General features: G+C 35.7%; 40 protein-coding genes and 1 pseudogene. 33 read left to right on the top strand and 8 right to left on the bottom strand.

What is annotated here, in order from left to right; all coding sequences use genetic code 11:
* The first annotated feature begins 28 nt into the window (after nt 1–28).
* Nucleotides 29–376, top strand: coding sequence for a 50S ribosomal protein L19 (gene rplS / locus HMPREF2988_RS07550; RefSeq protein ID WP_002290284.1), 348 nt, complete (start codon nt 29–31; stop codon nt 374–376).
* A gap of 131 nt (nt 377–507) precedes the next feature.
* Here rplS and HMPREF2988_RS07545 read toward each other — a convergent pair whose 3' ends face one another.
* The 5 genes from HMPREF2988_RS07545 to HMPREF2988_RS07525 all read right to left on the bottom strand — a co-directional run bounded on the left by HMPREF2988_RS07545 (nt 508) and on the right by HMPREF2988_RS07525 (nt 4,101).
* Nucleotides 508–1,644: a tyrosine-type recombinase/integrase gene (locus HMPREF2988_RS07545; RefSeq protein WP_070770337.1), complete on the bottom strand. Its 1,137-nt coding sequence runs from the start codon at nt 1,642–1,644 to the stop codon at nt 508–510.
* A gap of 116 nt (nt 1,645–1,760) precedes the next feature.
* Complete coding sequence (locus HMPREF2988_RS07540; protein ID WP_002340827.1) at nt 1,761–2,453, bottom strand: hypothetical protein; 693 nt, start codon at nt 2,451–2,453, stop codon at nt 1,761–1,763.
* Between the two features lie 137 nt (nt 2,454–2,590).
* Nucleotides 2,591–3,244 (bottom strand): hypothetical protein, encoded by a 654-nt coding sequence (locus tag HMPREF2988_RS07535; RefSeq protein WP_002342021.1) that lies wholly within the window; start codon nt 3,242–3,244, stop codon nt 2,591–2,593.
* A gap of 49 nt (nt 3,245–3,293) precedes the next feature.
* Nucleotides 3,294–3,722, bottom strand: a complete 429-nt coding sequence (locus HMPREF2988_RS07530) for an ImmA/IrrE family metallo-endopeptidase (RefSeq protein ID WP_070770336.1) — start codon at nt 3,720–3,722, stop codon at nt 3,294–3,296.
* 4 nt (nt 3,723–3,726) lie between these two features.
* On the bottom strand, nt 3,727–4,101 hold the full coding sequence (locus HMPREF2988_RS07525) for a helix-turn-helix domain-containing protein (protein WP_002337457.1): 375 nt from the start codon (nt 4,099–4,101) through the stop codon (nt 3,727–3,729).
* 286 nt (nt 4,102–4,387) lie between these two features.
* On the opposite strand from HMPREF2988_RS07525, the gene HMPREF2988_RS07520 reads away from it, so the two are divergent.
* From HMPREF2988_RS07520 to HMPREF2988_RS07510, 4 genes are all read left to right on the top strand, one after another.
* On the top strand, nt 4,388–4,573 hold the full coding sequence (locus HMPREF2988_RS07520; RefSeq protein ID WP_002315391.1) for a helix-turn-helix domain-containing protein: 186 nt from the start codon (nt 4,388–4,390) through the stop codon (nt 4,571–4,573).
* Between the two features lie 12 nt (nt 4,574–4,585).
* On the top strand, nt 4,586–4,834 hold the full coding sequence (locus HMPREF2988_RS07515; RefSeq protein WP_002325021.1) for a hypothetical protein: 249 nt from the start codon (nt 4,586–4,588) through the stop codon (nt 4,832–4,834).
* 30 nt (nt 4,835–4,864) lie between these two features.
* On the top strand, nt 4,865–5,035 hold the full coding sequence (locus tag HMPREF2988_RS13785; RefSeq protein WP_180363525.1) for a hypothetical protein: 171 nt from the start codon (nt 4,865–4,867) through the stop codon (nt 5,033–5,035).
* A 163-nt stretch (nt 5,036–5,198) separates the two neighbouring features.
* Entirely contained in the window at nt 5,199–5,381 is a 183-nt protein-coding gene (locus HMPREF2988_RS07510) for a hypothetical protein (RefSeq protein WP_070770335.1), read from the top strand.
* On the opposite strand, the gene HMPREF2988_RS07505 is transcribed toward HMPREF2988_RS07510, so the two are convergent.
* Entirely contained in the window at nt 5,364–5,717 is a 354-nt protein-coding gene (locus tag HMPREF2988_RS07505) for a hypothetical protein (RefSeq protein WP_010752312.1), read from the bottom strand. The two genes, HMPREF2988_RS07510 and HMPREF2988_RS07505, sit on opposite strands and share 18 nt — an antisense overlap.
* Nucleotides 5,718–5,793: 76 nt before the next feature.
* Between HMPREF2988_RS07505 and HMPREF2988_RS07500 the strand changes: the two genes are divergently transcribed.
* The 18 genes and pseudogenes from HMPREF2988_RS07500 to HMPREF2988_RS13675 all read left to right on the top strand — a co-directional run bounded on the left by HMPREF2988_RS07500 (nt 5,794) and on the right by HMPREF2988_RS13675 (nt 14,307).
* Nucleotides 5,794–6,492, top strand: coding sequence for a Rha family transcriptional regulator (locus tag HMPREF2988_RS07500; protein ID WP_047927437.1), 699 nt, complete (start codon nt 5,794–5,796; stop codon nt 6,490–6,492).
* Nucleotides 6,493–6,670: 178 nt separating this feature from the next.
* Entirely contained in the window at nt 6,671–7,012 is a 342-nt protein-coding gene (locus tag HMPREF2988_RS07495; protein ID WP_070770334.1) for a hypothetical protein, read from the top strand.
* Nucleotides 7,005–7,686, top strand: a pseudogene (locus HMPREF2988_RS07490) (DUF1071 domain-containing protein). The gene HMPREF2988_RS07495 and the pseudogene HMPREF2988_RS07490 overlap by 8 nt, the downstream one beginning before the upstream one ends.
* Nucleotides 7,687–7,691: 5 nt before the next feature.
* Nucleotides 7,692–8,378 (top strand): putative HNHc nuclease, encoded by a 687-nt coding sequence (locus HMPREF2988_RS07485; protein ID WP_070770333.1) that lies wholly within the window; start codon nt 7,692–7,694, stop codon nt 8,376–8,378.
* A gap of 2 nt (nt 8,379–8,380) precedes the next feature.
* Nucleotides 8,381–9,211 (top strand): phage replisome organizer N-terminal domain-containing protein, encoded by an 831-nt coding sequence (locus HMPREF2988_RS07480; protein ID WP_070770332.1) that lies wholly within the window; start codon nt 8,381–8,383, stop codon nt 9,209–9,211.
* 15 nt (nt 9,212–9,226) lie between these two features.
* Nucleotides 9,227–10,078, top strand: a complete 852-nt coding sequence (locus HMPREF2988_RS07475; protein ID WP_002323158.1) for an ATP-binding protein — start codon at nt 9,227–9,229, stop codon at nt 10,076–10,078.
* Nucleotides 10,075–10,434 carry a DUF1064 domain-containing protein gene (locus HMPREF2988_RS07470; RefSeq protein WP_002321420.1) on the top strand — a complete coding sequence of 120 codons (360 nt, stop codon included), beginning with the start codon at nt 10,075–10,077 and terminating at the stop codon, nt 10,432–10,434. Before HMPREF2988_RS07475 ends, HMPREF2988_RS07470 begins: the two co-directional genes overlap by 4 nt.
* A 14-nt stretch (nt 10,435–10,448) precedes the next feature.
* Nucleotides 10,449–10,610, top strand: coding sequence for a hypothetical protein (locus tag HMPREF2988_RS07465; protein ID WP_002301517.1), 162 nt, complete (start codon nt 10,449–10,451; stop codon nt 10,608–10,610).
* On the top strand, nt 10,607–10,918 hold the full coding sequence (locus HMPREF2988_RS07460) for a hypothetical protein (RefSeq protein ID WP_083314617.1): 312 nt from the start codon (nt 10,607–10,609) through the stop codon (nt 10,916–10,918). Before HMPREF2988_RS07465 ends, HMPREF2988_RS07460 begins: the two co-directional genes overlap by 4 nt.
* The gene (locus HMPREF2988_RS07455) at nt 10,912–11,202 is read left to right on the top strand and encodes a hypothetical protein (RefSeq protein ID WP_002326231.1); all 291 of its coding nucleotides are present in this window, start codon (nt 10,912–10,914) and stop codon (nt 11,200–11,202) included. The genes HMPREF2988_RS07460 and HMPREF2988_RS07455 overlap by 7 nt, the downstream gene beginning before the upstream one ends.
* Complete coding sequence (locus tag HMPREF2988_RS07450) at nt 11,202–11,513, top strand: MazG-like family protein (protein WP_070770330.1); 312 nt, start codon at nt 11,202–11,204, stop codon at nt 11,511–11,513. Before HMPREF2988_RS07455 ends, HMPREF2988_RS07450 begins: the two co-directional genes overlap by 1 nt.
* Nucleotides 11,510–11,935: a YopX family protein gene (locus tag HMPREF2988_RS07445; RefSeq protein ID WP_070770329.1), complete on the top strand. Its 426-nt coding sequence runs from the start codon at nt 11,510–11,512 to the stop codon at nt 11,933–11,935. Before HMPREF2988_RS07450 ends, HMPREF2988_RS07445 begins: the two co-directional genes overlap by 4 nt.
* On the top strand, nt 11,932–12,564 hold the full coding sequence (locus HMPREF2988_RS07440; RefSeq protein ID WP_002391686.1) for a DUF1642 domain-containing protein: 633 nt from the start codon (nt 11,932–11,934) through the stop codon (nt 12,562–12,564). The genes HMPREF2988_RS07445 and HMPREF2988_RS07440 overlap by 4 nt, the downstream gene beginning before the upstream one ends.
* On the top strand, nt 12,561–12,884 hold the full coding sequence (locus HMPREF2988_RS07435) for a hypothetical protein (RefSeq protein ID WP_180363524.1): 324 nt from the start codon (nt 12,561–12,563) through the stop codon (nt 12,882–12,884). The genes HMPREF2988_RS07440 and HMPREF2988_RS07435 overlap by 4 nt, the downstream gene beginning before the upstream one ends.
* Complete coding sequence (locus HMPREF2988_RS07430; protein ID WP_070770328.1) at nt 12,885–13,103, top strand: hypothetical protein; 219 nt, start codon at nt 12,885–12,887, stop codon at nt 13,101–13,103.
* The gene (locus tag HMPREF2988_RS07425; protein ID WP_070770327.1) at nt 13,103–13,399 is read left to right on the top strand and encodes a hypothetical protein; all 297 of its coding nucleotides are present in this window, start codon (nt 13,103–13,105) and stop codon (nt 13,397–13,399) included. Before HMPREF2988_RS07430 ends, HMPREF2988_RS07425 begins: the two co-directional genes overlap by 1 nt.
* Nucleotides 13,400–13,474: 75 nt before the next feature.
* Nucleotides 13,475–13,891, top strand: a complete 417-nt coding sequence (locus HMPREF2988_RS07420; RefSeq protein ID WP_002318885.1) for an ArpU family phage packaging/lysis transcriptional regulator — start codon at nt 13,475–13,477, stop codon at nt 13,889–13,891.
* Between the two features lie 260 nt (nt 13,892–14,151).
* Nucleotides 14,152–14,307: a hypothetical protein gene (locus tag HMPREF2988_RS13675; protein WP_002339938.1), complete on the top strand. Its 156-nt coding sequence runs from the start codon at nt 14,152–14,154 to the stop codon at nt 14,305–14,307.
* A gap of 3 nt (nt 14,308–14,310) precedes the next feature.
* Here the strand turns inward: HMPREF2988_RS13675 and HMPREF2988_RS07415 are convergent, their stop codons facing one another.
* Nucleotides 14,311–14,577 carry a hypothetical protein gene (locus HMPREF2988_RS07415; RefSeq protein WP_002339939.1) on the bottom strand — a complete coding sequence of 89 codons (267 nt, stop codon included), beginning with the start codon at nt 14,575–14,577 and terminating at the stop codon, nt 14,311–14,313.
* 355 nt (nt 14,578–14,932) lie between these two features.
* Here HMPREF2988_RS07415 and HMPREF2988_RS13780 point away from each other — a divergent pair, with 355 nt between their 5' ends.
* From HMPREF2988_RS13780 to HMPREF2988_RS07395, 5 genes are read left to right on the top strand one after another with little or no spacing between them, the layout of a single operon-like run.
* Nucleotides 14,933–15,097, top strand: coding sequence for a hypothetical protein (locus HMPREF2988_RS13780; protein WP_180363523.1), 165 nt, complete (start codon nt 14,933–14,935; stop codon nt 15,095–15,097).
* On the top strand, nt 15,094–15,321 hold the full coding sequence (locus HMPREF2988_RS07410; protein WP_070770326.1) for a hypothetical protein: 228 nt from the start codon (nt 15,094–15,096) through the stop codon (nt 15,319–15,321). Before HMPREF2988_RS13780 ends, HMPREF2988_RS07410 begins: the two co-directional genes overlap by 4 nt.
* Entirely contained in the window at nt 15,318–15,602 is a 285-nt protein-coding gene (locus HMPREF2988_RS07405) for a hypothetical protein (RefSeq protein ID WP_070770325.1), read from the top strand. Before HMPREF2988_RS07410 ends, HMPREF2988_RS07405 begins: the two co-directional genes overlap by 4 nt.
* A 40-nt stretch (nt 15,603–15,642) precedes the next feature.
* Nucleotides 15,643–16,215 (top strand): hypothetical protein, encoded by a 573-nt coding sequence (locus tag HMPREF2988_RS07400; protein WP_070770324.1) that lies wholly within the window; start codon nt 15,643–15,645, stop codon nt 16,213–16,215.
* Entirely contained in the window at nt 16,216–16,530 is a 315-nt protein-coding gene (locus HMPREF2988_RS07395) for an HNH endonuclease (protein ID WP_070770323.1), read from the top strand.
* 286 nt (nt 16,531–16,816) lie between these two features.
* Here HMPREF2988_RS07395 and HMPREF2988_RS07385 read toward each other — a convergent pair whose 3' ends face one another.
* Nucleotides 16,817–17,407 (bottom strand): hypothetical protein, encoded by a 591-nt coding sequence (locus HMPREF2988_RS07385; RefSeq protein WP_016631236.1) that lies wholly within the window; start codon nt 17,405–17,407, stop codon nt 16,817–16,819.
* A 51-nt stretch (nt 17,408–17,458) separates the two neighbouring features.
* Here HMPREF2988_RS07385 and HMPREF2988_RS07380 point away from each other — a divergent pair, with 51 nt between their 5' ends.
* Genes HMPREF2988_RS07380 through HMPREF2988_RS07360 form a run of 5 tightly spaced genes read left to right on the top strand, consistent with a single transcriptional unit; the run spans nt 17,459 to nt 22,827 of the window.
* Nucleotides 17,459–17,914 (top strand): phage terminase small subunit P27 family, encoded by a 456-nt coding sequence (locus tag HMPREF2988_RS07380; RefSeq protein ID WP_025481918.1) that lies wholly within the window; start codon nt 17,459–17,461, stop codon nt 17,912–17,914.
* Entirely contained in the window at nt 17,905–19,695 is a 1,791-nt protein-coding gene (locus tag HMPREF2988_RS07375; protein ID WP_016631238.1) for a terminase large subunit, read from the top strand. Before HMPREF2988_RS07380 ends, HMPREF2988_RS07375 begins: the two co-directional genes overlap by 10 nt.
* Nucleotides 19,695–20,930 carry a phage portal protein gene (locus HMPREF2988_RS07370; protein WP_016631239.1) on the top strand — a complete coding sequence of 412 codons (1,236 nt, stop codon included), beginning with the start codon at nt 19,695–19,697 and terminating at the stop codon, nt 20,928–20,930. The genes HMPREF2988_RS07375 and HMPREF2988_RS07370 overlap by 1 nt, the downstream gene beginning before the upstream one ends.
* A 34-nt stretch (nt 20,931–20,964) precedes the next feature.
* Complete coding sequence (locus HMPREF2988_RS07365; RefSeq protein ID WP_070770321.1) at nt 20,965–21,690, top strand: head maturation protease, ClpP-related; 726 nt, start codon at nt 20,965–20,967, stop codon at nt 21,688–21,690.
* Nucleotides 21,691–22,827 carry a phage major capsid protein gene (locus tag HMPREF2988_RS07360; RefSeq protein WP_016631241.1) on the top strand — a complete coding sequence of 379 codons (1,137 nt, stop codon included), beginning with the start codon at nt 21,691–21,693 and terminating at the stop codon, nt 22,825–22,827.
* Nucleotides 22,828–22,879: the final 52 nt, after the last annotated feature.

The raw sequence follows: 22,879 nt of genomic DNA, 5'->3' as shown, positions 1-22,879 counted from the left end.
GAATATTTGGAATAAGGAGAAGAAAACCATGAATCCATTAATCGAAGAATTAACAAAAGACCAATTACGTTCTGACATCCCAGCGTTCCGCCCTGGTGACACTGTGCGTGTTCACGCAAAAGTTGTCGAAGGTACTCGTGAACGTATCCAGTTATTTGAAGGTGTTGTTATTAAACGCCGCGGTGCTGGAATCAGCGAAACTTATACAGTACGTAAAGTTTCTAACGGAGTGGGCGTTGAGCGTACATTCCCATTGCACACACCACGTGTTGCAAAAATCGAAGTAGTTCGCTACGGTAAAGTACGTCGTGCAAAATTGTACTACCTACGTGCATTACACGGAAAAGCTGCTCGTATCAAAGAAATCCGTCGTTAATCATTGTTATCAGACAGAGAAAGAACCCTTGGTATTCAAGGGTTCTTTTTTTGTTATCTGTTTTTTTATATTAACGATTTCTATTTGGTACATTTTTGATTAATAAAAAGGGGCAAAAAAGGGGCAACAAGTTACAGTTTTTCTATATCTTCTTTCAATTTTTCTTTTACTCCTTTTGTCACATGCAAATAAATCTTTTCAGTGATATCACTATTTTCGTGACCAACGCGATCCTGAATAGCATACAGAGGTGTTCCTAGTTCCGCTAATTTTGAAATATGGGTATGTCTAAAAATATGTGAACTAAGTTTTTTATCAATCTTCATGTCAGCTTTATGATTTCTCAAATAGGTGTTAATTGCTGTTAGTTGGAAAGGAGTTCCTTTCGTTGTTTGAAATAGAAATTGACCATTCGGATTTAATTCTAGAAGCTCATTGTAAATAGCTATCGCTTTTTTTGGTAAATCAATTTCTCGCATTCCAGCAGCAGTTTTTGTAGAATCAGATTTTTTCATATCAGCTATTGAACGTTCTCTATACATCATCGTCCCATTTATAACTACTGATGCATTATTATTGGTAATGTGTACATCATCTTTACTTAATGCTATTGCTTCTCCAGGTCTCATTCCAGTCAAATATAGCCACTGGAAAAGGAGAGAATATCTTTTATTGTGTGAAGTTGTGAAAGCTACTAGTCTTTTATATTCATCATCTTCTAAAAACTTATCTTTAATTTTTATCGCTTTTGACTCTCGTTTATAATCAATAACTACTTCGTTGATAGGATTTTTTTCTATATAGCCTTTTTTCATAGCGTATGAAAAAAGAAGATTCAATTTGGATTTAATTACACTGACGTACTTATTTGACAAGTCATCTTTATATATCATGTCTTCAAAAATATTATTTAAATCTATTGTATTAATACCAGAAACGATGTAAGTTTCTGGTATCTTCTTCTTTATAGTGTTTAAGATATTATTCGTAGGATAATATGTAGACTCCTTAACTTGTCTTTTGTAAATAACTAACCATTCTTCGACAAGCTCATGGAATGTTAGATCAGGCTTCTGGAGTGTCTTTTCATTTAGTTTTATATCAATTTTTTTATTTAACTCTAGTAATGCCACTTTCTGAGTTTCTCGAGATTTATTTTTATAAGTAATACTCACTTTTTTTCTTTTTCTAGTTTTTGGATCAATATATCGTTCATTATATTTATATACTTTTTTTCCGTTTTTATCAGTTTTGGTTTCAATCCACATTGTTTTCATCTCCTATTTGTTGCTATAATAGGAATGGATAAGTAAGCCGATTATAGCAGGTTTATTTTTCATCACGTCCACAAACTTTGGCGAGGGAGGGGGCGTGTTTTTGTATTTTAACGATTTATATTGAATGTTGATTCAGCACTTTCAGCAACTGTACTATAATCAGACGGATTATATAACACTCCGGTTTTTATCGTTACTTTTGTAATATCGTTAACTTTAGATGGATCTAAGTAAGCTAAACTATAAAATTCTTTACTTTCAGTTTTTTTGAAAAACGAGTTTGTTGTCATTGTATGCATAAGATCGTCTGAACTGAAATCAATTTGTTGGCCGTTATCAAGTATGGCGTGTGCAAGCCCATTATAACCATAATCTACTTCAGAATTGTTTTTAACTTTGAATGCAATTTGTAAACCATAAAAATTTCCTTCACTATCTTTGTGATTATTTGCATCGTAGTAACCAGCAGCGCTAGGGTCAGCATAATCGGAATACTTGAGTAGTTTGATATTAGATATATAAATGCCGATATCACCAAGAGGAATATCTGATTGTGGGCTTGCCGTTCCAATTAATTCAATTTTGCCACTTGTATCTCTTTTTTCTTTGGTCCATTGACCAACTTTGAGGAGGGGGCCATCAACCTCCTGTGAATTTTTAGAAGACTGTGTTGTACTTTCTGATAACGTAACTGAAGAGTCTTTTTCGTTTGTTTTGCCAGTATTATCTACAACATTAGATTGGCTACATCCGGTAAGAAAAAAAGCACCAAATACTAACCCTAAAATCACTTTTTTCATTCTTTATTCTCCGTTTCTATGATATTATTTTTATGTAGGATCTTAGAAACGAGATCTTAGTCCGTGTTGCAGCACGGGCTTTTTTCTTTATAACTTTTTTAGAGATTATAGGCAAAATAGTAGGACACAAAAATATATTATTGTATTCCGTATTTAGAAAATCCTAATTGAACTTCACCGGAAGTTTTTTGCTGTGTTGTACGCAATGCTTCTTCTTCAGACATTCCATTCTGTACTTTCCATGCAACAGGCGACATCCCGTATTTGTTAACAAAATCAGTAAGTGATAAAGTGTCAGCGTCTTGCTGAGCGCTTGTTTGTTGGTCTTCTGGATTTTGTTGAGATGCTGCTTGTTGTTCTTTCTGATCTTGACTGATAATATTGCCAGCATCATCTGTAGTCAATCCATTTTCATAAAGGGCCACGCCGAAAGCTTCCCACTCTTTGTTGGACCAATTTGCACGATCAGCTGGAGTTGACTGTAAAGTGCGTTGTTTCATCTGTTCATATGTTTCTTCTTGAGGTGCGGTTTGGATTGTACTCTGACTGGAGCTTATAACTGTTGGGCTAGGTTCCGCCGTAACTTGGTTGGAGCTTGTAACTGTTGAACTAGAATATGTTTTAGATGTAGATTTGCTAGTAGATGAACTGGTTTCAGTTGTTTCTTTTGTTTTACTTATTTTTGTTTCTTGGTTAGAAGTGGTATCTGTTGATTCAGCTTTTTTATTATTTGAACAAGCTGAAAGTAGCAGAGCAGTACTTAACAACAACATAACGCTAACTTTTTTCATTTTATAATTCCTCTTTCTCGTTGTAATATGTGTGCTAACACGGGCTTTTTTATATAAGAAAACGATAAGCGCTTTCTGGAAGTCCGTAAAGATTCTTTAATTCATCGATTTTTTTAGGATATTGATCATTATCTTCTTTATAAAGAGAAACAATGAGATTAGCAGCAAAGCAATTAGCTTCGCTTTCAGATTTGCTTCTAGATGTTCTTGTTGATACATAGTAACTGGATAAGCCGCGATGAAAAATAGCGTGACCTAATTCGTGAGCGCAAATGTAGAATCTTTCCTCACAGTCTCGCAGTTCATCATTTAAGAAGATTATTGCACGACCTCTAATTTCTTGAAACTGTCCTTTGGGATTTTCGATAAAAGGAACGTATTGAATTTTAATGCCCATCTTTTCACAAATATAAAAAGGATTAGCGGACTGGTATTTCCGCTTCAACTCCTCGACTAAATTAATCGTATCGATCTCCATAAGCTCACATCTTTTTGCCTTTTTCTTTGTCTTCTTTCACAATATCCCAGAAGGTTCCAATAAGGATATCTTTTACGCGTTGGACCTGTTCAGGCGTCAGTGTTTCTCCGCCATAAGACATATTGACATTTGAATCTAGTAATTTATCAAGTTCAACTACTTCATCTTTTGTTGCCCAGTCAGGAACTTGGTTTCTACCGAGTAAATAATCAGTAGTTACATTAAAATAATCTGCTACAAGTTGTAGTCTTTTAGTACTAGGAGTTCTATTTTTCCATTGATAAATCGTGTTTTTAGGTATATTTAATTCTTCTTCCAATTGAGTTATACTTATGCCTCTTTTATGAGCTAATTCCTTTATTCTATCTAGTAAATTCATTTTCGCACCTCACAAGCTACGAAAACACTAATAAAAAAATTAGTTAAAGGTGTTGACAACTAATAAAAGTGTTAGTATACTGTTTTCGTAAGCTAAAATATTAGCTAAAAAGACTTGATAACTAATAAACACTTCACGGTCGGCAAACTCTGAAATGTAAATTACTAGGCATTTCTGTGTCTTATTTAGCTATGTCTATATACTAATAAAAATATTAGTTATTGTCAACGAATATTAGCTAATTTTTTAGCTTACAGATTATTTTTTTTAGAAAGGAGCTATTTTTATGTCTGAGAATTTAGACTTAAAAATTCGAGCGGAGATGAGAAAAAGAAGAATGACTTTCAAAGAACTAGCTGCGCTTATCGGTATTTCAGGAGCTTATTTATCAGATATTCTAAACGGCAATCGTGATGGAAAGAAAGCACAACAGCATATCGAAACAGTGAAAAAAATATTGGACATCCGATAGGGGGGGTAGGCGATGACAAAACTAAAAAAACAAGATTTTGTAAAAAAATACAATTATTCTCCATCTACTTATCAACGTCGAATGTCGGAACTAAAAAATACAGCAATTTTCTCAGCGGCGTATGAACGGGTCACAGGACAAGAAGTTTGGATCAATACAGAATTATACGATAAATTTTTGTCTTTCAAATCCTATAACAGGTTACGCACAAGAAAGGTAACACCTAAAGAATTTATCGAGAAGCATTTAGTTGATTTATAAAAAACAGAACATTTTGAGAGGCGAAGGTTAATGGGTAAATTCAACAGAGCATTAGTATTCAGCGCACCGCTAATCATCTACGCTTTAGGACTTTGGGGAAGCAAACAAGCGTTGATAGGGACAATCGTTTACATGGTCTGGATTTTTATGGGGCTTGATGAAGCTGAGTACAAAACAAAAAAGCCAGTCGGGAGGAACTGACTAATGAGTAAGGACGATATTATATTTCTGTTAACTATGTTTTGTGGGATTGGATCAATAATAATTAATTTGTATTTGATTATTAAAGAAAAATTTTTCAATTAAAATGAGTCTTTTAGCTTTAACTTAAATTTTTTTGATAATTAGCGGAGGAGCAGAAAATATGACTACAGAAGAACGGATTCCGACGGCATTAGAAAACATTGCAAATAGCCTTAGTGCTTTGCTCGAAGACACTAAAGCTAATCGTGAGTTACGGATAAAAAATCAACAAACATTTTTAGAGTTAGAAGGTAAAATTGACAATCTGACTAAAGATCCTTTTGGTTTAAAAGAAGGGAATTAAACCTTTTATTTTACTAGCATAATCCAGTATTGAATCAACCCTATCTTTGAAACGAGATTCCATTATAGCGATTGCTTCAGTTGTAATAAAAATTCTAAAAAACGTTCCACTTGCAAGAGTTCCTGATATTAATCCATGTTTTTTTAATTCGTAACATGTTGATAGTACATCTTCGACTGGCCATTCAGACATGAGATCATGATGCAAATTATCTACAGATCCGAAGTGAGAAGCATCTTTTTTCAAAGAACCAGCCTTTCTTTTCTCAACGTAAGCTTTATACATTGAAGCTAACAAATATTTTGCGTCGTTTGTAAGCAAATCTAAAATTTCCAAATATTGTCACCACCTTTTTATATTTCGACAGACCACTTGCCGATAAAAAAATTATATCAAAAGGAGAGAAATAAGAATGCAAGAATTAGTAATTTTGAAAAATAAAGAAGCTGTGACTACGAGTTTGCAAGTTGCAGAAAGTTTTGAGAAAAAGCATCAACATGTTTTAAGAGATATTGATGCACTGAAAAAAGATGTGTCCAATTTTGGACAGATGTTTTCTGAAGGTAATGAGCCAGATTCCTACGGAAGAAATCGACGAGTTTTCTTCATTAGCAGAGATGGATTTTTCTTGTTAGCTATGGGATTTACAGGAAAGAAAGCTATTTACTTCAAACAAAAATACATTGAAGCATTCAACGAAATGGAAGATGTTATTCGCAAGAATACTGTTCCTCAAACAATTGAAGACATGATGATCTACCAACTAGAAGAAATGAAAGATGTTAAAAAAGATGTTTCCATGCTTAAAGATACTATGCGAATTAGCGGACAACAAGAGTTTGAAATTAAGCAAAAAGGAAATATGAAAGTTATGGAAGTTCTAGGAGGCAAAGAAAGCCGAGCTTATGAAGAAATCAGTAAAAAAGTATTCTCAAAATTTTGGTCTGAATTTAAACGTACCTTTTCAATCCCAAGATATGGCGAGTTACCTCGTAAGAGATTCGATGATGCTGTTTCATTTATTGAAATGTGGTTACCAGAAACTGCGATCCGCATGGAAATCGATCAACTGAACAGACAACAAAGACTTTTCGGTGATGAAAATGAATAGAGCTGAAGCGCTAAGAATAGGGACGGTAATTGCTAATCGCTGGTGGAGACACAATAAACCAAACATCCTAAGCCAACAACATATTGATAAGCAAAAAGCTTGGCAACAAATAAAAAAGTGACTCAGCCGGCAAGCATAGAGTCACAAAACAAAACATATCTAAGGAGAATTTTAGCATATGAATAAAGAACTTTCCACTTTAGATCAATATTTGACTGATTCTGAATGGGGCAAGTCGAATATCAAGGAAACAAATAATCGAAAAATCAGACGAAATCTTTTGACGAACGAAGAACTACCATGTGATCAAGATGACTTGGGAAATTTTGTGAGTATTTGGGATCATGTTTACCTTATACATCTATCAAAACATTCAAATAAACCTGAATACATCTATGTCATCGAAGATGGCTTGATTGATGCGCTAGAAGAGTACGACAGAGATAACTTGATTGATATCTCTTATTACGGATCAGGTAAGAAATACATTGCTGAAATGGAGGCAGAATTTGATGAGTGAAATCAAAGGGACAACGAACTTTGAAAAACTTTTTAGTCGTAAGTTAAATAAAATTCTCAAGAAAAAAGGAAATTTTGATTATTTATCTTGGGCTCACGCGTGGGAGATTATGAAAAAGAATGATCCACAGGCAACGGTAACTATTAATGAGTATAAACACTACAGGGTTGTTTCTGGAACTCATCAAGACTTTCTTGTTGAGGAATATAAACCTTTTCTTATGGATGAAACAGGGACTTATGTATCTGTCTCAGTAACGGTTAAAGGACATACGGAAACAGAGTTATTTCCTGTTTTAGATTATCGAAACCAACCAGTTGTTAAACCAAATGCTATGCAAATCAATAACTCATTGAAGCGATGCTTTGTGAAAGCATTGGCTCTACACGGACTGGGATTATATGTATTTCAAGGGGAAGATATTCCAACACCACCTAGCACCACCTAGAATCGATACAAAGAAATTAAGCATGCTAGAGACGATTCTAGAAGCTTTCAATGAGCAGATGGGTAAAGATATGACCAAAACCTTAATTGAATATGTTAATGAGCAGACAGATAAATTAGGGCTCTTAGCTGATAACGTTGAAACTATTGAACAGTTAAGCTATGAGCAATGCGCCTTGATGGAGCGAGCAATAGCAGCTAAGAGAAAAGAATTGGATAAGAAGTGATATGAGTGTTTAAACCATTAATCGATTCATATTCAGCAGTTCTGAAAAAGTTCAAAGGGAAAGACATAGGCGCAACCATCAATGAAGAAGTAAACATTGATCGACTAAAAACAATGTACGACGGATATGATGGCGATCGAGTCATTGAAATACGCTTTATTGATCCTAGACGCTTTACAGTACAGCAACGAAACTTCATCTATGCACTCATAGGCGATATTTTCATCGATACAGGCATGCCTGCAGAGTTCTGGAAGGAATTCTTCTACTTCCGTTTTGAAGGCGTCACAGGGCGCAAAATAAGCCTCAAAGACGAATCGAATACAACCGTGAGTGATGCTAACGTCTTAGCGAATATCATCTTAGATTTCATCTTTGAACATCATGTTCCTTTCAAAGAAGGCTATGAGATTTTACCAGCGAATCAAGAATATTACTTCTACAAATGCATCACAAAAAGAGTCTGCTGCATCTGTGGCAAAACAGGAGCTGACATCGATCACTTTGACAAAGCGCTAGGAAGACGAAAGCGCAAAGAAGTTGATCATTCAGAGTACACATTTGCAGCACTCTGCAGAATCCATCACACAGAGAAACACAAAATAGGTGTGACCAATTTCAAAAATAAGTATCAAATCAAAGGAATCAAGTTAAGTCATGAAACGATTAAAAAGTTAAGGATAGGAGGATAAATTTGGCTGAGATAAGTTGGATCAAACTTAAAACTACTATGTTTGACGATGAAAAAATACGATTAATTCAAGCTGTTCCTGAGTCGGATGCCATCATCGTTATATGGATTCGATTACTAGTTTTAGCAGGAAAGACTAACGACGATGGTCTAATATACATCCAGAGGAACATGCCTTATACCGAAGAAATGCTTGCTACATTGTTCGGCAAAAACGTAAATACGGTTCGCCTAGCGCTAACCACATTGGCAAATTTCAACATGATTGATCTAGGCAGTGATGGACTAATTGCCATCAGTAATTGGGAAAAACATCAAAATATCGAGGGGATGGATAAAGTAAGGCTAAAAAATGCTGAAAGAAACCGTAAATACAGAGAAAGAAAGAGACAGGAACGTCTCAAATTGGAAAATGACGTTATCGTGACGTCACGTGACGGTACAGATAAAGATATAGAAGAAGATAAAGATATAGATAAAGAAGAAAAGAAAGGTAAGTATTCTAACGAACACTTACGCCTTGCTAAAAAGTTGCAAAGTAATTTAACTGAAGATTTTCCAAAAGAAATGAATAAAGTAGATATCGAAAAATGGGCAGACACAATCAGGTTGATGGAAGAAAGAGATAAAGCATCTATAGAAGCGATTGAGTATGTGATCAATTGGCTACCTACAAATGAATTTTGGTTTGGAAATATTAGAAGTGCTAAGAAATTGAGAGAAAAATTTGAGAAGCTCAAATTCGAAATCAAAGCAGACAAGAAGAATCATAAAAAGCAAAGTCAAAAACTACAGTACAGCAATCCTAGTGAATATGACGACTTGCCAATTTAAAAGGAGATGCATCACATGGAAAGCCTAGCAAATGCTATGGAGAAGCTAATAAGAAGAGTATTAGTGCAAAGCGGAAAATGTCCAGAATGTAGCGAACCTTTGTATAGTTGGCGAGCTAAAAATAAGGATGGTTCAGAACGTTGTAAACCAACATGCATGAGTTGTGGTTATAAAGCGTTACGTGTGAAAGAGGATATACAGACCGAACGGATATATAACGACAGCTTAAAAGCACGAGCATTGAGTTTTTTTCAAAATGGTTCGGTATTAACAGATAAAACTTTGTTTAAATGCAAAATGGAGAATTATCACGTAGTGGACCAAGAAACGAAAATTGCTTTAGAAAGAGCTAAAAGCTATGTAAATGATGTCCTACTGAACCATCCTGCACATTTCATTCTATCAGGGAAATCAGGAAGCGGAAAAAGCCACTTGTCAATGGCGACAGCTTGGGAAATACTTGAGCGCTCAAATTATGACAAGAAAATACTTTTTATAAGCTATCAAGAGTTATTAGAGCAAATAAAGTTTTCTTATAACAATGCTGAACTGAGAAAAGAAATTGAAGGATCACTTATAGCCGATATTAAAACAACTGATTTGGTGGTTTTTGACGATATTGGAGCTGAATTAGGTAGCGGGGTATCAAATAGTAGGCAGTTTACAAACAACACGTTAAACACGCTCTTAGAAGCCAGACAGAACAAGGCAACGATCATCACAACAAACTTATCTGGTCCTGAACTAAGAGAAGCCTACGGCGAAAGAATTGTTTCTAGGATATTTAAGAATTCAGAAGGTTATGCGCTGAAATTCCAACAAACAGCAGACAAGCGCATAAAACCAGTGAAAGGTAGTATCGCATGAATAAATACCGTAATAAGAAAACTGTTCATCGAGGTATCAAGTTCGATTCTATCGCAGAAGCAGAGTACTACGATCTAGCCTTATGGCAAGCTGAAGCGAACGGCTGGAAAGTAAAACTTCAGGAAAGATTTGAGCTGATGCCGAAATTTGAACTAGACGGAAAGAAGTATCGCAAGATCGAGTATATTCCCGACTTCACATTTTATAAAAACGGCAAACTTGTCAAAGTCGTAGATGTTAAAGGAATGCAGACAAAAGACTTTAAGATCAAGGCAAAGTTGTTTTGTCATCAATATCAAGTTCCGTTGATTTTAGCTAAAAAATATCGGAATACGTTCAAGGAAGAGCGTTTTTAACGAGGTGGTCCATCATGACAACAGAAGAAGTGATTCAAATGCGCATTCGAAGCATTCAGCGTGAGATTGACGATCTGGAGCGGACAAAGGCAGTGATGGTCAATGAAACGGCTAGAAAGGCAATCGATTTACACATTGAGAATTTAAGAAGGGAAATTCGTAGATTGGAGGAATGAATGTGGATAAGAAAGTAGCAATGAAAAGAATTGCTGAATTAACTAAGTCAGAATCTTGGCAAGAAGACAAAGAAATAGTTGCAGAAGTCCAAAAGCTCGGTAAATCAATGTGGACTGAAAAAACCAAACGGAGAACGCCGAGAAGAATTGCAATCTGGCATGGTGACAGAATTCTAGTAACAGGTACCGCTGAACAGTTATCTGAAATTACTGGTCTGAGCAAAAACATTATTTGGGATAGAGCTAGGAGCTTGTGGATTGATTCAAAAGGACGACAGTTTAAGTATGTGGAGGAGAAAAAATGCTAGACATGAAAATCGAAGATTATCGAATTACCAGTGATTCTAGAAACATTGTCTTATCGAAGGTAAGACGAGATGAGGAAGGAAACATCCGCTACACAGAAACAAAAGAAGAATCACGAGCAGATATCGGATACTTTCAAACTGTCTCATCGTGTTTAAAGGCAATACAACGCGATTACGTGTTAAGTGAAGAAAGAACGATAAAAAGTATTATCGAGTACAAAAAAGCGTTAGAAAACATCACTAGACAGTTTGAACAGGCATGTGAGATTGAGGAGGAGAAATAATGAACGAACTAATCGCGAAAGTAGAGCAGTGGGCAAAAGATAAGGGATTGGATCATGCGGATCCAAAAGCACAGTTTTTGAAAGTAGCTGAGGAATTCGGAGAAATCGCTTCAGCAATGGCAAGAAGTAATGATGAGCTATTTAAAGATAGCGTAGGAGACGTTATCGTCACGCTGATTATCCTTTCCATGCAAAAAGGGACAAACGTACAAGAGTGTTTAGAAATGGCGTACAACGAAATCAAAGGACGTACAGGGAAGATGGTAGATGGTGTATTCGTGAAGTCGAGTGATTTGGAGGACAGCGAATGATACCGAAGTTTAGAGCGTGGTACACACCATTTAAAGGTAAAACAATTGGACAAGAAATGAAATATGGGAAAGCAGGAAGGTTGATCACTCATGCTGAAATGGCTCCAGATAAATATGTACTCATGCAATCCACAGGATTGAAAGATAAGAATGGTGTGGAGATTTTTGAGGGGGATATAGCGCTTATCACTCATAAATCAACGAATTATGCTGATACTTATTGGCACAGTTACGTAGAAGTTTTTAGAGCAGAAAACGGAGCCTACAGAATTCGCGGTGAACACATCTACGAAACAGAATTATATAGTAATAGAAAACAATTGACGGTAGCGGGGAATATTTATAATTCACCAGAACTTTTGAAGAGAGATCGATTTATGACTACTACCGAAAATCCAGATTTATTGGAGGAACAGCGATGAATAAACAGGAGCAAAAAAACAAATTGTGGGCATTAAAATGGATTGATAAAGAAATAGAAGAAAACGAACGCCACGCACACCAAAAAACAGGTACTGAAGCAAACACGGCTTATTGGAAGGGGTATATTGCTAGCTGTAAGAATATACGATATATCGTTAAAGAGTTAGATGAACATCCAAAGCATGTGATGCCGAAGTTTTTTGATGATTGGGCAAAACGAGTTATAGCAAAACATGACGAGTTTTATGCTATTTCACTTGTTGCACGTGCAGGTTGGGGATATGGTGTTGATTTTGAACTTAGCGAGAACGGATCATCATCAGAAAACAAAGAGCTGTTGTACTGGCTTGTTGATAAATGCAGCGACAATTATCCTAATAAAAAGAAAGCAATAGAAGCTTTGTTATACGGCTACGAGGTCGAGAAAGAGCCGTTGTATAGAGTGATAATAAATAATAGATATCTTGCAAAAATGTCCAATTTTTCAGACGTCACCATATTGGTTTCAGAAGATGAAATATCAGAGTGCGCTACTGAAAGTTATGAATTAACTGAAAAACAAATCAAAGCAATTGATGAAAGATACTGGCCGTTCGCTGTGCCAGTGGAAGAGGAGGCAGAAGGATGAGCAAATTTAAAGAGAAAGTATTGTCAGAAATATCTTTTGCGATGGTTGACGATGCACCAGACTTACAAAAATTATATGACAAGGTAGCAGCTATTGATGAGCATCCGGCACTCAACGACAACCAGAAAATCGTGTTTGAGTGGCTAGAAGAATATTACGCAAAATCACAATGGCCGTTTCCTTTTTACGTGTTAAAGCATGCAGCAAACGATATGCCAGCGAATATTTTTGGTTTTTATGATGATTTTACTATGAAAGAAGAATTCGAAATCCTAGCAGCATTCGCTCAATGGTGGTTAGAACAGGAGGAAGCGGAATGAATGTTCAAAATAGCATTTTATCTATTCGATTACAAAGATGGTTCGTTTAAGAAAGTTTATTTCCATCACTGGAATGATAGCAAGCCAGTTTTTACAAAAAACAAGAGGAGAGCAAAGAAGTATTTTGATGAAAGATTAGCAAATAAAGATATAGCGCAGTTAAGAAAAGTAGAATCCCCATCTGCGAAAACATTATCTATAAAATTGGAGGAAGCATAATGAAACTAAAAGACGGATTTTACGCTAGTAGTCATGGTATCGGCGGTTTAATGCTAGATATGCCGACAAAGAACCCTAAAACACGTAAGAAATCAAAATTCAAAGTCGGTGACATGGTTCGCTGCGAAGCAGAAGGGTTCATCTATCCATTTCGTGGATATGTAGAACACGTCTATAATCACTCAGCAATCATTCGCATTGAAAACACGATGGAATGTGACAAGTGGACAGCGAAAAGCAAAGAGAATTTAGCAGTGGCTCGATTGGTGGATATGGAACTAATCAATGACAAATAAAAAAGCCGGATCGCTCCGACTGATTCAATAAATCCAACACATTTATTATATCACATAAAGGAGCGGTTTGACTTGATGCAATTGTTACGAGAGGTAGATTTCAAACAGACAAGATGTAATGCGAGAGATGTGCTGAAGAACTTTCGGCGTTTGGAGCGGATGGCAGGTCGCTCTTTGATAGATATTAAGTCGCCGATTATTACGGATATGCCGAAGGCACCAAAGCATGGCAATAAGGCAGAGGACGCGATTATTCAGATGATGGATATAGAAGCGGAGAGAGACGCGATTTTAGCGGCTTTGATGGCTCTTAGTCTGATTAGTCGTCAGATACTCTACTACAGTTTCTGTGACGTAAACAAGCACTCTAATTATGAAATAGGGCAATTGATACGAGGATATGGTGAGAAGAATGTAGAGAAGTTGAAATCCATCGCGTTGATCGAATTTGCAGAAGCATACAAAAAAGGCGTGTTAGTTCAATATCGTTAATTTTGTAGGGTTTTTGTAGGGATAGTGTAGGGTTTTTGAGCAGTTTAACGTGTTATTATGGTAGTGTCGAAAGATTAGTGATAGGTCTGAGACAAAATAATAATAAAAGGAACATCGTTTTATTATTGTTTCACAATTAAGCTTCGATAGACAGCAACGGAAATATTAAGAATAAGGATGTGAATTTCAACTCCTCCTGATTGTTCTTATTATCTATCATCCGTTGCTGTCTATTAATTTATGTATTGGAGGGAAAAGAAATGGCTATTTTAATCATAGACGAAGGAATTCAAGGAGAAAAATATGTTGATTTAACAACAGATGAAATGCGAAATGAAGTATTGAAAGTGTTGGATGATCGAATAATTCAGGTTGAAATATCAAAAACCCCGTTGCAGAAAAGCAACGAGGAGTGAATTTTACAGATGTTCTTGTAAATGTTGGCTACTACAAATCGTATTATGCCATGCGGCAGCACCGGTAAGTTTTGCTACAAAAAGGCTGTCATCTTTATCCATTACGGATTTTAGATCGTCTCTAATTTCGGGGCATTTTTTATTACTTTTAAAAAACCAAACAGATTCATTAATCTTAGCCCATTTCGAGTAAGTTTTGATTTTTTTGATTAAATCATCGTAATTCTTGCCTGAATTATTTAAATCATAACTTATGATAAAGCTGTCCATTAGGATTACCTCCATGTCATTATTTCAGCGGACCACTCGCTGATAACTAAAATTATACGCTTAGTATTTATTTTCACAATATTAATTTGTCGCTGTGGCGGAAGTAGAAGACGCAATAAAGGATGAATGAGAGTAATCCATGCAATGTTCGATTCATTGCCAGCGATTTTAGCAACTGAGGGTTGGAAATGAGCGCTCAAAGTACACGAGCAAGGCGATGTCGATAGTAATCGATGGAATCGGTGTAGGTTGCTTGATAGAGCTATAACTGCATTTCGTTTATGAGGTGTAGTTTTTACAGATTAGATCACTCTATGAGTGGTCTTTTTATTTTACATAAAGGAGGTTAACAACAATGTATAGACCACAATACTTAGAACAGAAGCATGAAGTAATCACTGTGCAAAATGGTAACGGTGAGATAGTACGAAAGTATAGAAGACCAATAAAGAGCGATACATACAAACGAAAGGAAAGCAATGAAGTTATTTCTTTTCGCAGAAGGAGAAAAGCCAAATGAGAAACTACTGGTATGTATCGCTAACTAATGAATATCCTCGAACCATTGATGATTGTTCAGTGCGTGTTGTGCGTTCTGTACAAATCAAAGGGAAGTACTCTATTGTCGAAATGCTAAGAGAAGCTACACCAAACGAAGTGGATAAATGCAAGCTGATATATTGTGGCCATGGCTATTGGAAAGACGAATATATTCAACAAAACATTGAGAGGTACATCAAATGAATGATAACTATGATTACATCAAGTTGATTGAGAAGATAAGAGCAGAAAAAGATATGGACGAACTAGCTAACTTATTCATGAACATCATTAGTTTGGTGGGGTTAAAGATGGATGAAGTAGCGGCACTAAATTATTTCATCGCTGAGCAAACAATTAGAGCAGAGCACAATGCTAAGTTCTTGAAAGATAGGTTAGATCTAGATGTAAAAGGATTAGGCGTTGAAGGGATATTCAAAGTGCAAGAAGCTTTAGTGAATGTTTATGTCGGAAAGATGCAATAGCATTAGCAAGTAATTATTGGTTGTTTTCAGGAGGGAAACTATGAAATTAAAAGATTATATCAGGGAAGGGTATAACATTGTAACTACACCAAATCTAGCTTATAAAATCCAAGAAGATTATCCCGATGCTTTAGTGTTTACTGATAGAGCTTTAGATGCCATTCCTATAGGGAAGTTATTAGTTGATCGTTATTATAGCAATAATCCAGCTGTTCTTAGTGCTAAGCCACTTCAAAACGCTTATGCTATTGAACGCTTTACTTGCGAGTTTACTGGATATGAGACGGTAGTACCAATGACAGGTGAGACAGGAAGAAAAGTAATTCAACAGATCAAAAAGAGGATTGCTGAATTGACGTTAGATGATGGAAGTAATACGAACCTTCTAGAAATCAAACTAAGAGATACTGACTCAGTACCAGAAGTTTATTATAAAGGTCAACGAATGGATGAGATGCCGATAGGTCTTGTCGATATTACTTATCATTGGCATACGGAAGAATATGAATGCCAAGTACCAAAAGGAGCTAACGACATCACTATTGAATATTATGATTCACATAATAACAAGTACTTAGATAGAAAAATCATTGGGCACAAGAGAGATATGTAAATGAAAGAAGCTAGACCTAGAGACGAGATAGACAAACTCTATAAGATGAACAAGTGGAGGAAGCTTAGAGAACTAGTTATAGCAAGAGACTTTGGTGTATGCCAAGAGTGTCAACGTCGAGGGATAGTCACAAGAGGGATAGTTGTCCATCACATAATTGAAGCAAGAGAAGATATAACTAAGTTCTGGGACATTAATAACCTAGAGCTTGTTTGCCTTGCTTGCCATAACAAAGAACATCCTGAGAGATCAGGAGGAGAAAAGAAAGTTAAGACGAAAAGAAAGGTAGTGAAGTTCTATGCAACAAGAGAGTAATGCAAAAAATAAACAGATTGAGTCTTTAGATCATCTCATTGAAGGAATTAATAAATTAAAAACGGATGTTTTGGACGGAACTGTAATTATAGAATCAACCTATGCACCTCGTGAGACTAATCACCAAGTTCTAGCGACACCTAGATTAGCGTGTGAGAGTTTACGAGTGGAAATAGAACTTAGAAGAAGTAAAGGCAAGTAGCCCCCCTATTTAGAAAAGTAGAGACAGGAGGGCGCCAAGACCGGTGAGCTCCCTCCTTCACACAAATACCGCTTTTCAATATTTTTACTGTAGCACGAGACTAGCAATATTCAGGACTTTATCTGTAATATTGATTTTATTTTTTTGATTTACGCATTTAATAACAAGTTTATGAAAATCAGATACAGAACCAGAATCACTTACTAAATTTAGTATAAATTCCATCGTACTATTAATACTAGTTTCGATTTGTTCCTTATCATCTACAAGCTTAAGAACAATTGCATCTTCATAGCAAATCTTACCTTGTTTATAATCTACCAATACTAAAATAGGGTAAGTATCAGTATACTTTAACTTCGGAATTACTTTCTTTATAGCGTTTTTTACTTCAAGAAATGATTTATTGCTGAACTGTAAATAATGAGGATTACCAGACACCTCAACCTGTATTAAGTCTTTGTCTTCGGGATTATATGCTCCATACCCAGCCCAAAAAATATCAATATCTTTCCCTGAAAATTCATTCCAGTAACAATAATTATCTTTTATGAATGAAGCATTTAGAGAATGAGGACGCGCGAGCATTATCCCAAACATTCTAGATGTCCGGGTATCACTGTAAGTCCTGTTTAAATGTTCTTCCATTGCTTGAGTATCTTTGATTGTAATCATAACTTTCACTCCGTTTTTATTTTTAATTCTACCATGAAAGAAGGTGATAAAATGCCGCAACCAGCAAAAAGTGCAAAATTACAGCTCTTACAAAAAAATCCCAATAAAAAGAACGTTAATGAATTGAAGAAGCGCGCAGAAGCTGAAGAAAGATTGCAAATGAAAAGTGACAATATTAGAGCTCCTGGCTGGTTAAACAAAAACGCTAAGAAAGCATTTGATTTTCTTAAAGAGGAATTACTCGAAATTGAATTAATAACAAATGGTGATGTTTATCCATTAGCGATGTACTGTTATTGGTATTCCGAACATTTAACTTTACAAGAACAAGCAGCTAAGGCGCAAAAAGATGATCCAGAAGGAATAGGTAATCCTTTAATCAAACAATTAGACACTTGTTCAAAAAACATGCGATCCTTTGGAAGTGATTTAGGATTATCGCCTTCAGCAAGAGCTAAATTAGCTATAAAAATGGCTCAAAGCGAGGATGATGATGAATGGACTTGATGTCATTATCATATTCAGAACTTGAAAGATGGTGGGCTGATTACAAAGAAGAACAAGCTACATGGGGAGGAATCTTATTAGAACCATATCCTGAACTGTTGACTACTTGGTACGCTGAACGATTGATTGATGGATCTATACCAGCGAGTAAAGAAAACATCCTGGCTGCTAAACGTCATGTATTAGATTTAGAACGGCAAGGAACAGAAGAATTTCCGTGGATTTTCGATGAAGAAATTGGACATCGTCCCATTCGTTTTATTGAAGATAATTGCCGCCCGACTGAAGGTGACTTTGACCGATTTATTTTGCAACCATGGCAACATTTTATCATCGGTTCGATGTTCGGATGGATTCATAAAGACACAGGAATTCGACGTTTTCGTGAAGCTTTGACATTCGTTGGTCGTAAAAATGGAAAGACATCTCTTATCAGTGGGCTATCTGCTTACATGCTTGGATATGATCATGAACAAGGTGCCAATGTCTATGTGTTGGCCAATGCAAAAGATCAAGCCTCTATTTTGTTCGATAAAACCAAAGAAATGGTGAAACAATCGCCGCGTTTGGATAAAAAATATAAGCCACAAAGATCCTTAATTAAAGATGAGGCTACTTTCTCTAAAATGGAAGCTCGAGCATCTGATAGTAAAAAGCTGGATGGCTTAAACACTCATTTTGCGATTTTTGATGAAATTCATGAATTCATTAATTTCAAATTGATCAATGTCATAAAAAAATCTCGTGGTACACGAAGACAACCGCTGATCGTATATATAACTACAGCTGGTTATGTTCTTGATGGGCCGCTTATGCAATATTATGACAATGCACTCGATTGTTTAGAACATCTCGAAGATGGACTAGATGAACGAGTTTTTTATTTTGTAGCAAAGCTAGATGATGTTTCTGAAGCGGATGATCCAAGAAATTGGATCAAAGCTAATCCAAATATCGGATTGATGTCATTTGTTGATTTGGTAACTGATTGGAAAACAGAGCGTAATAGTCCCCAGGAACGAGCGGACTGGATTACTAAGCAGTTCAATCTATTTTCTGATATAGACGAACTATCGTTTCTAGATATGCAGACAATCAATAAGAATAACAAAATAATTGATTGGGAAATCATGGAAGGTGAAGAATGTGTTGGAGGATATGATTTATCAGAAACACAAGATTTCACGTCGGCTAATTTAGAATTTCCTATTTACGAAACTGGAGAAATAGCAGTTCTAGAACATAGTTGGATTTCGCAAGAGAGATATAACAACGACAATAATAAACAACGGTTGGATGCTTGGATAAAATCAGGTGATCTAACTGTGACACCAGGCAGTTATGTCGATTACCAGTTTGTTTTTGACTGGTTTGTTGAACAATCAAAAAAATATAAAATACTGAAAATCAGATATGACAGGAGAAACAGTTTGATTTTGAATCGGCAAATGATTGACTACGGGTTTGTGATGGAAGAAGCTATTCAAGGTTTTACAACTCTTGGCGGTCCGATGAAGGATCTAAAAGAACGCTTTTTAGATGGCAAGGTCATTTATAACCGGCAGAAAATTTTTCGCTGGTATTTATCGAATGTAAAGTTAGTGCAAGATAGAAATAATAACTGGATGCCTACTAAACAATCAAAAAATAGAAAAATAGATGGCTTTGCCGCTGTATTGAATAGTCATGTCAGCGTAGTTGAAATGTTTGCTACAAAATCTAAACAGAGCGGAACCATTGGTTTTATAAGCGTCAGAGAAATGATGAGGGGAGGTAAATAATGAATAAGTTTCAAAAAGTGGTTAATAGGGTAACTCCAAAATTTATCAAACAGGCAATTATAAAAGATTACTCAACTAGTAGTAATTTCAAGGCTTGGTTTGGTAAGACTTTTTTTGGAATAGAAAATTCAACTCTTGAAACCAATGAAAATATTTTTTCGGTCGTATCTCGTTTAAGTAATACATTGTCTAGTCTACCATTCAAAAAATATCTGAATTACGATCAACAATTTGATGAGTCTATGGACCGATTAATATATTTTCCTAACAAAAATCAAACTTTGGACCAAATAATTAATGTACTTGAAGTTAGCAGGAATACAAATGGAAACGGCTATGCTTTGATTATTAGAGACTTTAGAGGGCAATTTGATACATTGGTCCCTTTCAATCCAAATTATGTTGAACCGGTAATTGAACAGGATAGTAAAGAATTATGGTATCAAGTGAATAATGATGGCAAAACATTCTATTTTCATAATACTGATGTTATTCATGTACGACATATTGCGGGAAATGGAAATTGGAAGGGAATAAGTCCAATCCAAGTATTAAAAAATTCAAATGATTTTGATAAAGCGGTTCGTGAATTTTCTTTAAAAGAAATGCAATCCTTACGAGATTCATTCATTTTAACTTATGCCACTAGCGTTGATGAAGAAAAAAGAAAAGCCGTTGTGGAAGATTTTAGACGTTTCTATGAAGAAAACGGTGGCGTGCTTTTCCAAGAACCGGGTGTAACTATTGAAGAAATGAAACGGAACTTTGTAGCAACTGACATGAAAATCACTGAAGAAATTACTCGAGATCGTATTGCTAATGTTTATAACGTTCCTAGCATTTTCTTGAACTCTGACAGTAGCAGCTTTTCTTCAAATGAACAATTGATGCAACTATTCGTTAATATGACACTTACTCCGATTGTGAAGCAATATGAAAGAGAGTTTAATAAGAAAATACTTCAAAAAAACGAAAGAATAAAAGGTTATTATTTTAAATTTAACATGATGGGATTACTTCGTGGAGACAGTGATGCACGTCAAAAGTTTTACCATGGCGGAATACGCGATGGTTGGATGTCTCCTGACGAGGCAAGAATGTTAGAAGAAATGCCTCCACGAGGTGGAAAAGCTGCTGATCTATGGATTTCAGGTGATATGTATCCGCAAGAAATGGATCCAACATTAAGAAAATCGAATAAATCTAGTGAAACAGACGTAACTAAAAATAGTTAGGTCTTTTTTATTTTGCCTTGAAAGGAGGGTTGAAATGAAAAAGTTTTGGGAATGCAAACAGTCTGCTAATCAAAATGAAGCAGATGTTTTTATATTTGGAGAAATTGTCTCCTTCAAATGGGACGACACAGACACTACTGCAGCAAGTTTTCAAAAAGATTTGAAGGAGCTTGGAGAAGTTAGCCAGATTAATCTTCACATAAATTCACCAGGTGGTTCTGTTTTTGAAGGAATTGCAATTGGAAATATGTTGCGACAGCACAAAGCACGTGTTGTAGCTCATGTGGATGCTTTAGCGGCATCAATTGCCAGTGTGATTGTAGCAAGCTGTGATGAAGTCATTATGCCTGAGAACAGCATGTTAATGATCCACAATCCTTGGACAATTTCAATGGGAAATGCCAAAGAGCTACGTAAACAAGCAGATGATTTGGACAAAATAGCTGAATCTTCTGTAGTTACGTATTTAGCAAAAGCTGGTGAAAAGTTAACAGAAGAAAAAATAAAACAAATTATGGACGAAGAAACTTGGATGTCTGCTCAAGAAGCATACAATTACGGTCTTTGCGATGTGGTTGAGTCAGCTAATCAAGTTACAGCTTCAATCAGTCAAAAACTGTTTGAAACGTATCAAAAAGTTCCAGAAAAACTTTTGGACTCTAGACAAGAAGACTCGAGAGACCAAGAAAAAATAGAAAAAATCGTTGAACATGCAAAACAAAACAAAGCCTTGATAGGCACAATTCTAGGAGGATTATAAATGAAAACACTGTATGAATTAAAACAAGATTTAGCTACATTAGGACAGCAAATTCAAAAACAAAACGATACGATTATGCAAAAAGCAACAGATCCAGGGACGAGCGCTGAAGAGTTAGTTCAAATGCAAAAATCAAAAGATGATTTACAGCAACGTTTCGATATTATCAAAACTCAACACGACCAAATGGAAGCAGAACAAAAGGCTAATTTGTTAAAAGGACAATTTACTACTTCTGAAAATCCTAAACAAAAAGTAATTGATGCAAAAGCAGAATTGATTCGCAAAACCATTGCAAAAGAAGCTGTTCCATCAGATGTTTTACAAGTATTAGGCGATGATGATGCATCAAAAGGTGGGAAATTCTTACCTAAAACAGTAGCTACCGACATTATCTCTGAACCGATTGTAAAAAATCCATTAAGAGATGTTTCAGCTATCACAAATATTCCTAATCTAGAAATTCCAAAAGTTTCTTTCACATTGGATGATGATGATTTTATTGCAGATATGGAGACAGCAAAAGAACTGAAAGCAAAAGGGGATACAGTAGCTTTTGGACGTCATAAGTTTAAAGTTTTTACTGGTATTTCTGAAACTATCTTAGCTGGAACAAATACGAATTTAGTTTCAACTGTAGAGCGTAATTTACAGTCTGGTGTAGCTGCAAAAGAGCGTAAAGTTGCGTTTGCTACAACTCCTAAAACTGGCGAAGAACATATGAGTTTTTATGACGAAACGGAAGTAAACATTAAAAAAATCGAAGGTGAAGATTTATACAAAGCAATTAAAGCTGCTATTGCCGATCTACACGAAGACTATCGTGAAAATGCAAAAATCATGATGAAATATGCCGATTATTTAAATATCATCGAAACCCTAGCTAACGGAAGTGCCACTCTTTATACAGCACAACCTGAACAAATTTTAGGTAAACCAGTAATCTTTACTGATGCTGCTGTTACCCCTGTTATCGGAGATTTTTCATACTCACACTTTAACTACGATATCGGTGCGACGTACGAACAAGATAAAGACGTGAAAACAGGTGTTAATTTGTTTGTTGTCACAGCATGGTTCGATCATCAAATCAAACTAGCGTCAGCATTCCGTCTAGCTACGATAAAAAAAGCGTAGCCCCGGCAGTCGTCGGGAAAGTGACCCCGACTGCAGATGGGGCAACTATCGA

Source organism: Enterococcus sp. HMSC061C05 (genome assembly GCF_001814765.1).
Lineage (GTDB): Bacteria > Bacillota > Bacilli > Lactobacillales > Enterococcaceae > Enterococcus_B > Enterococcus_B lactis.
This window is presented reverse-complemented; position numbering and strand designations above follow the sequence as displayed.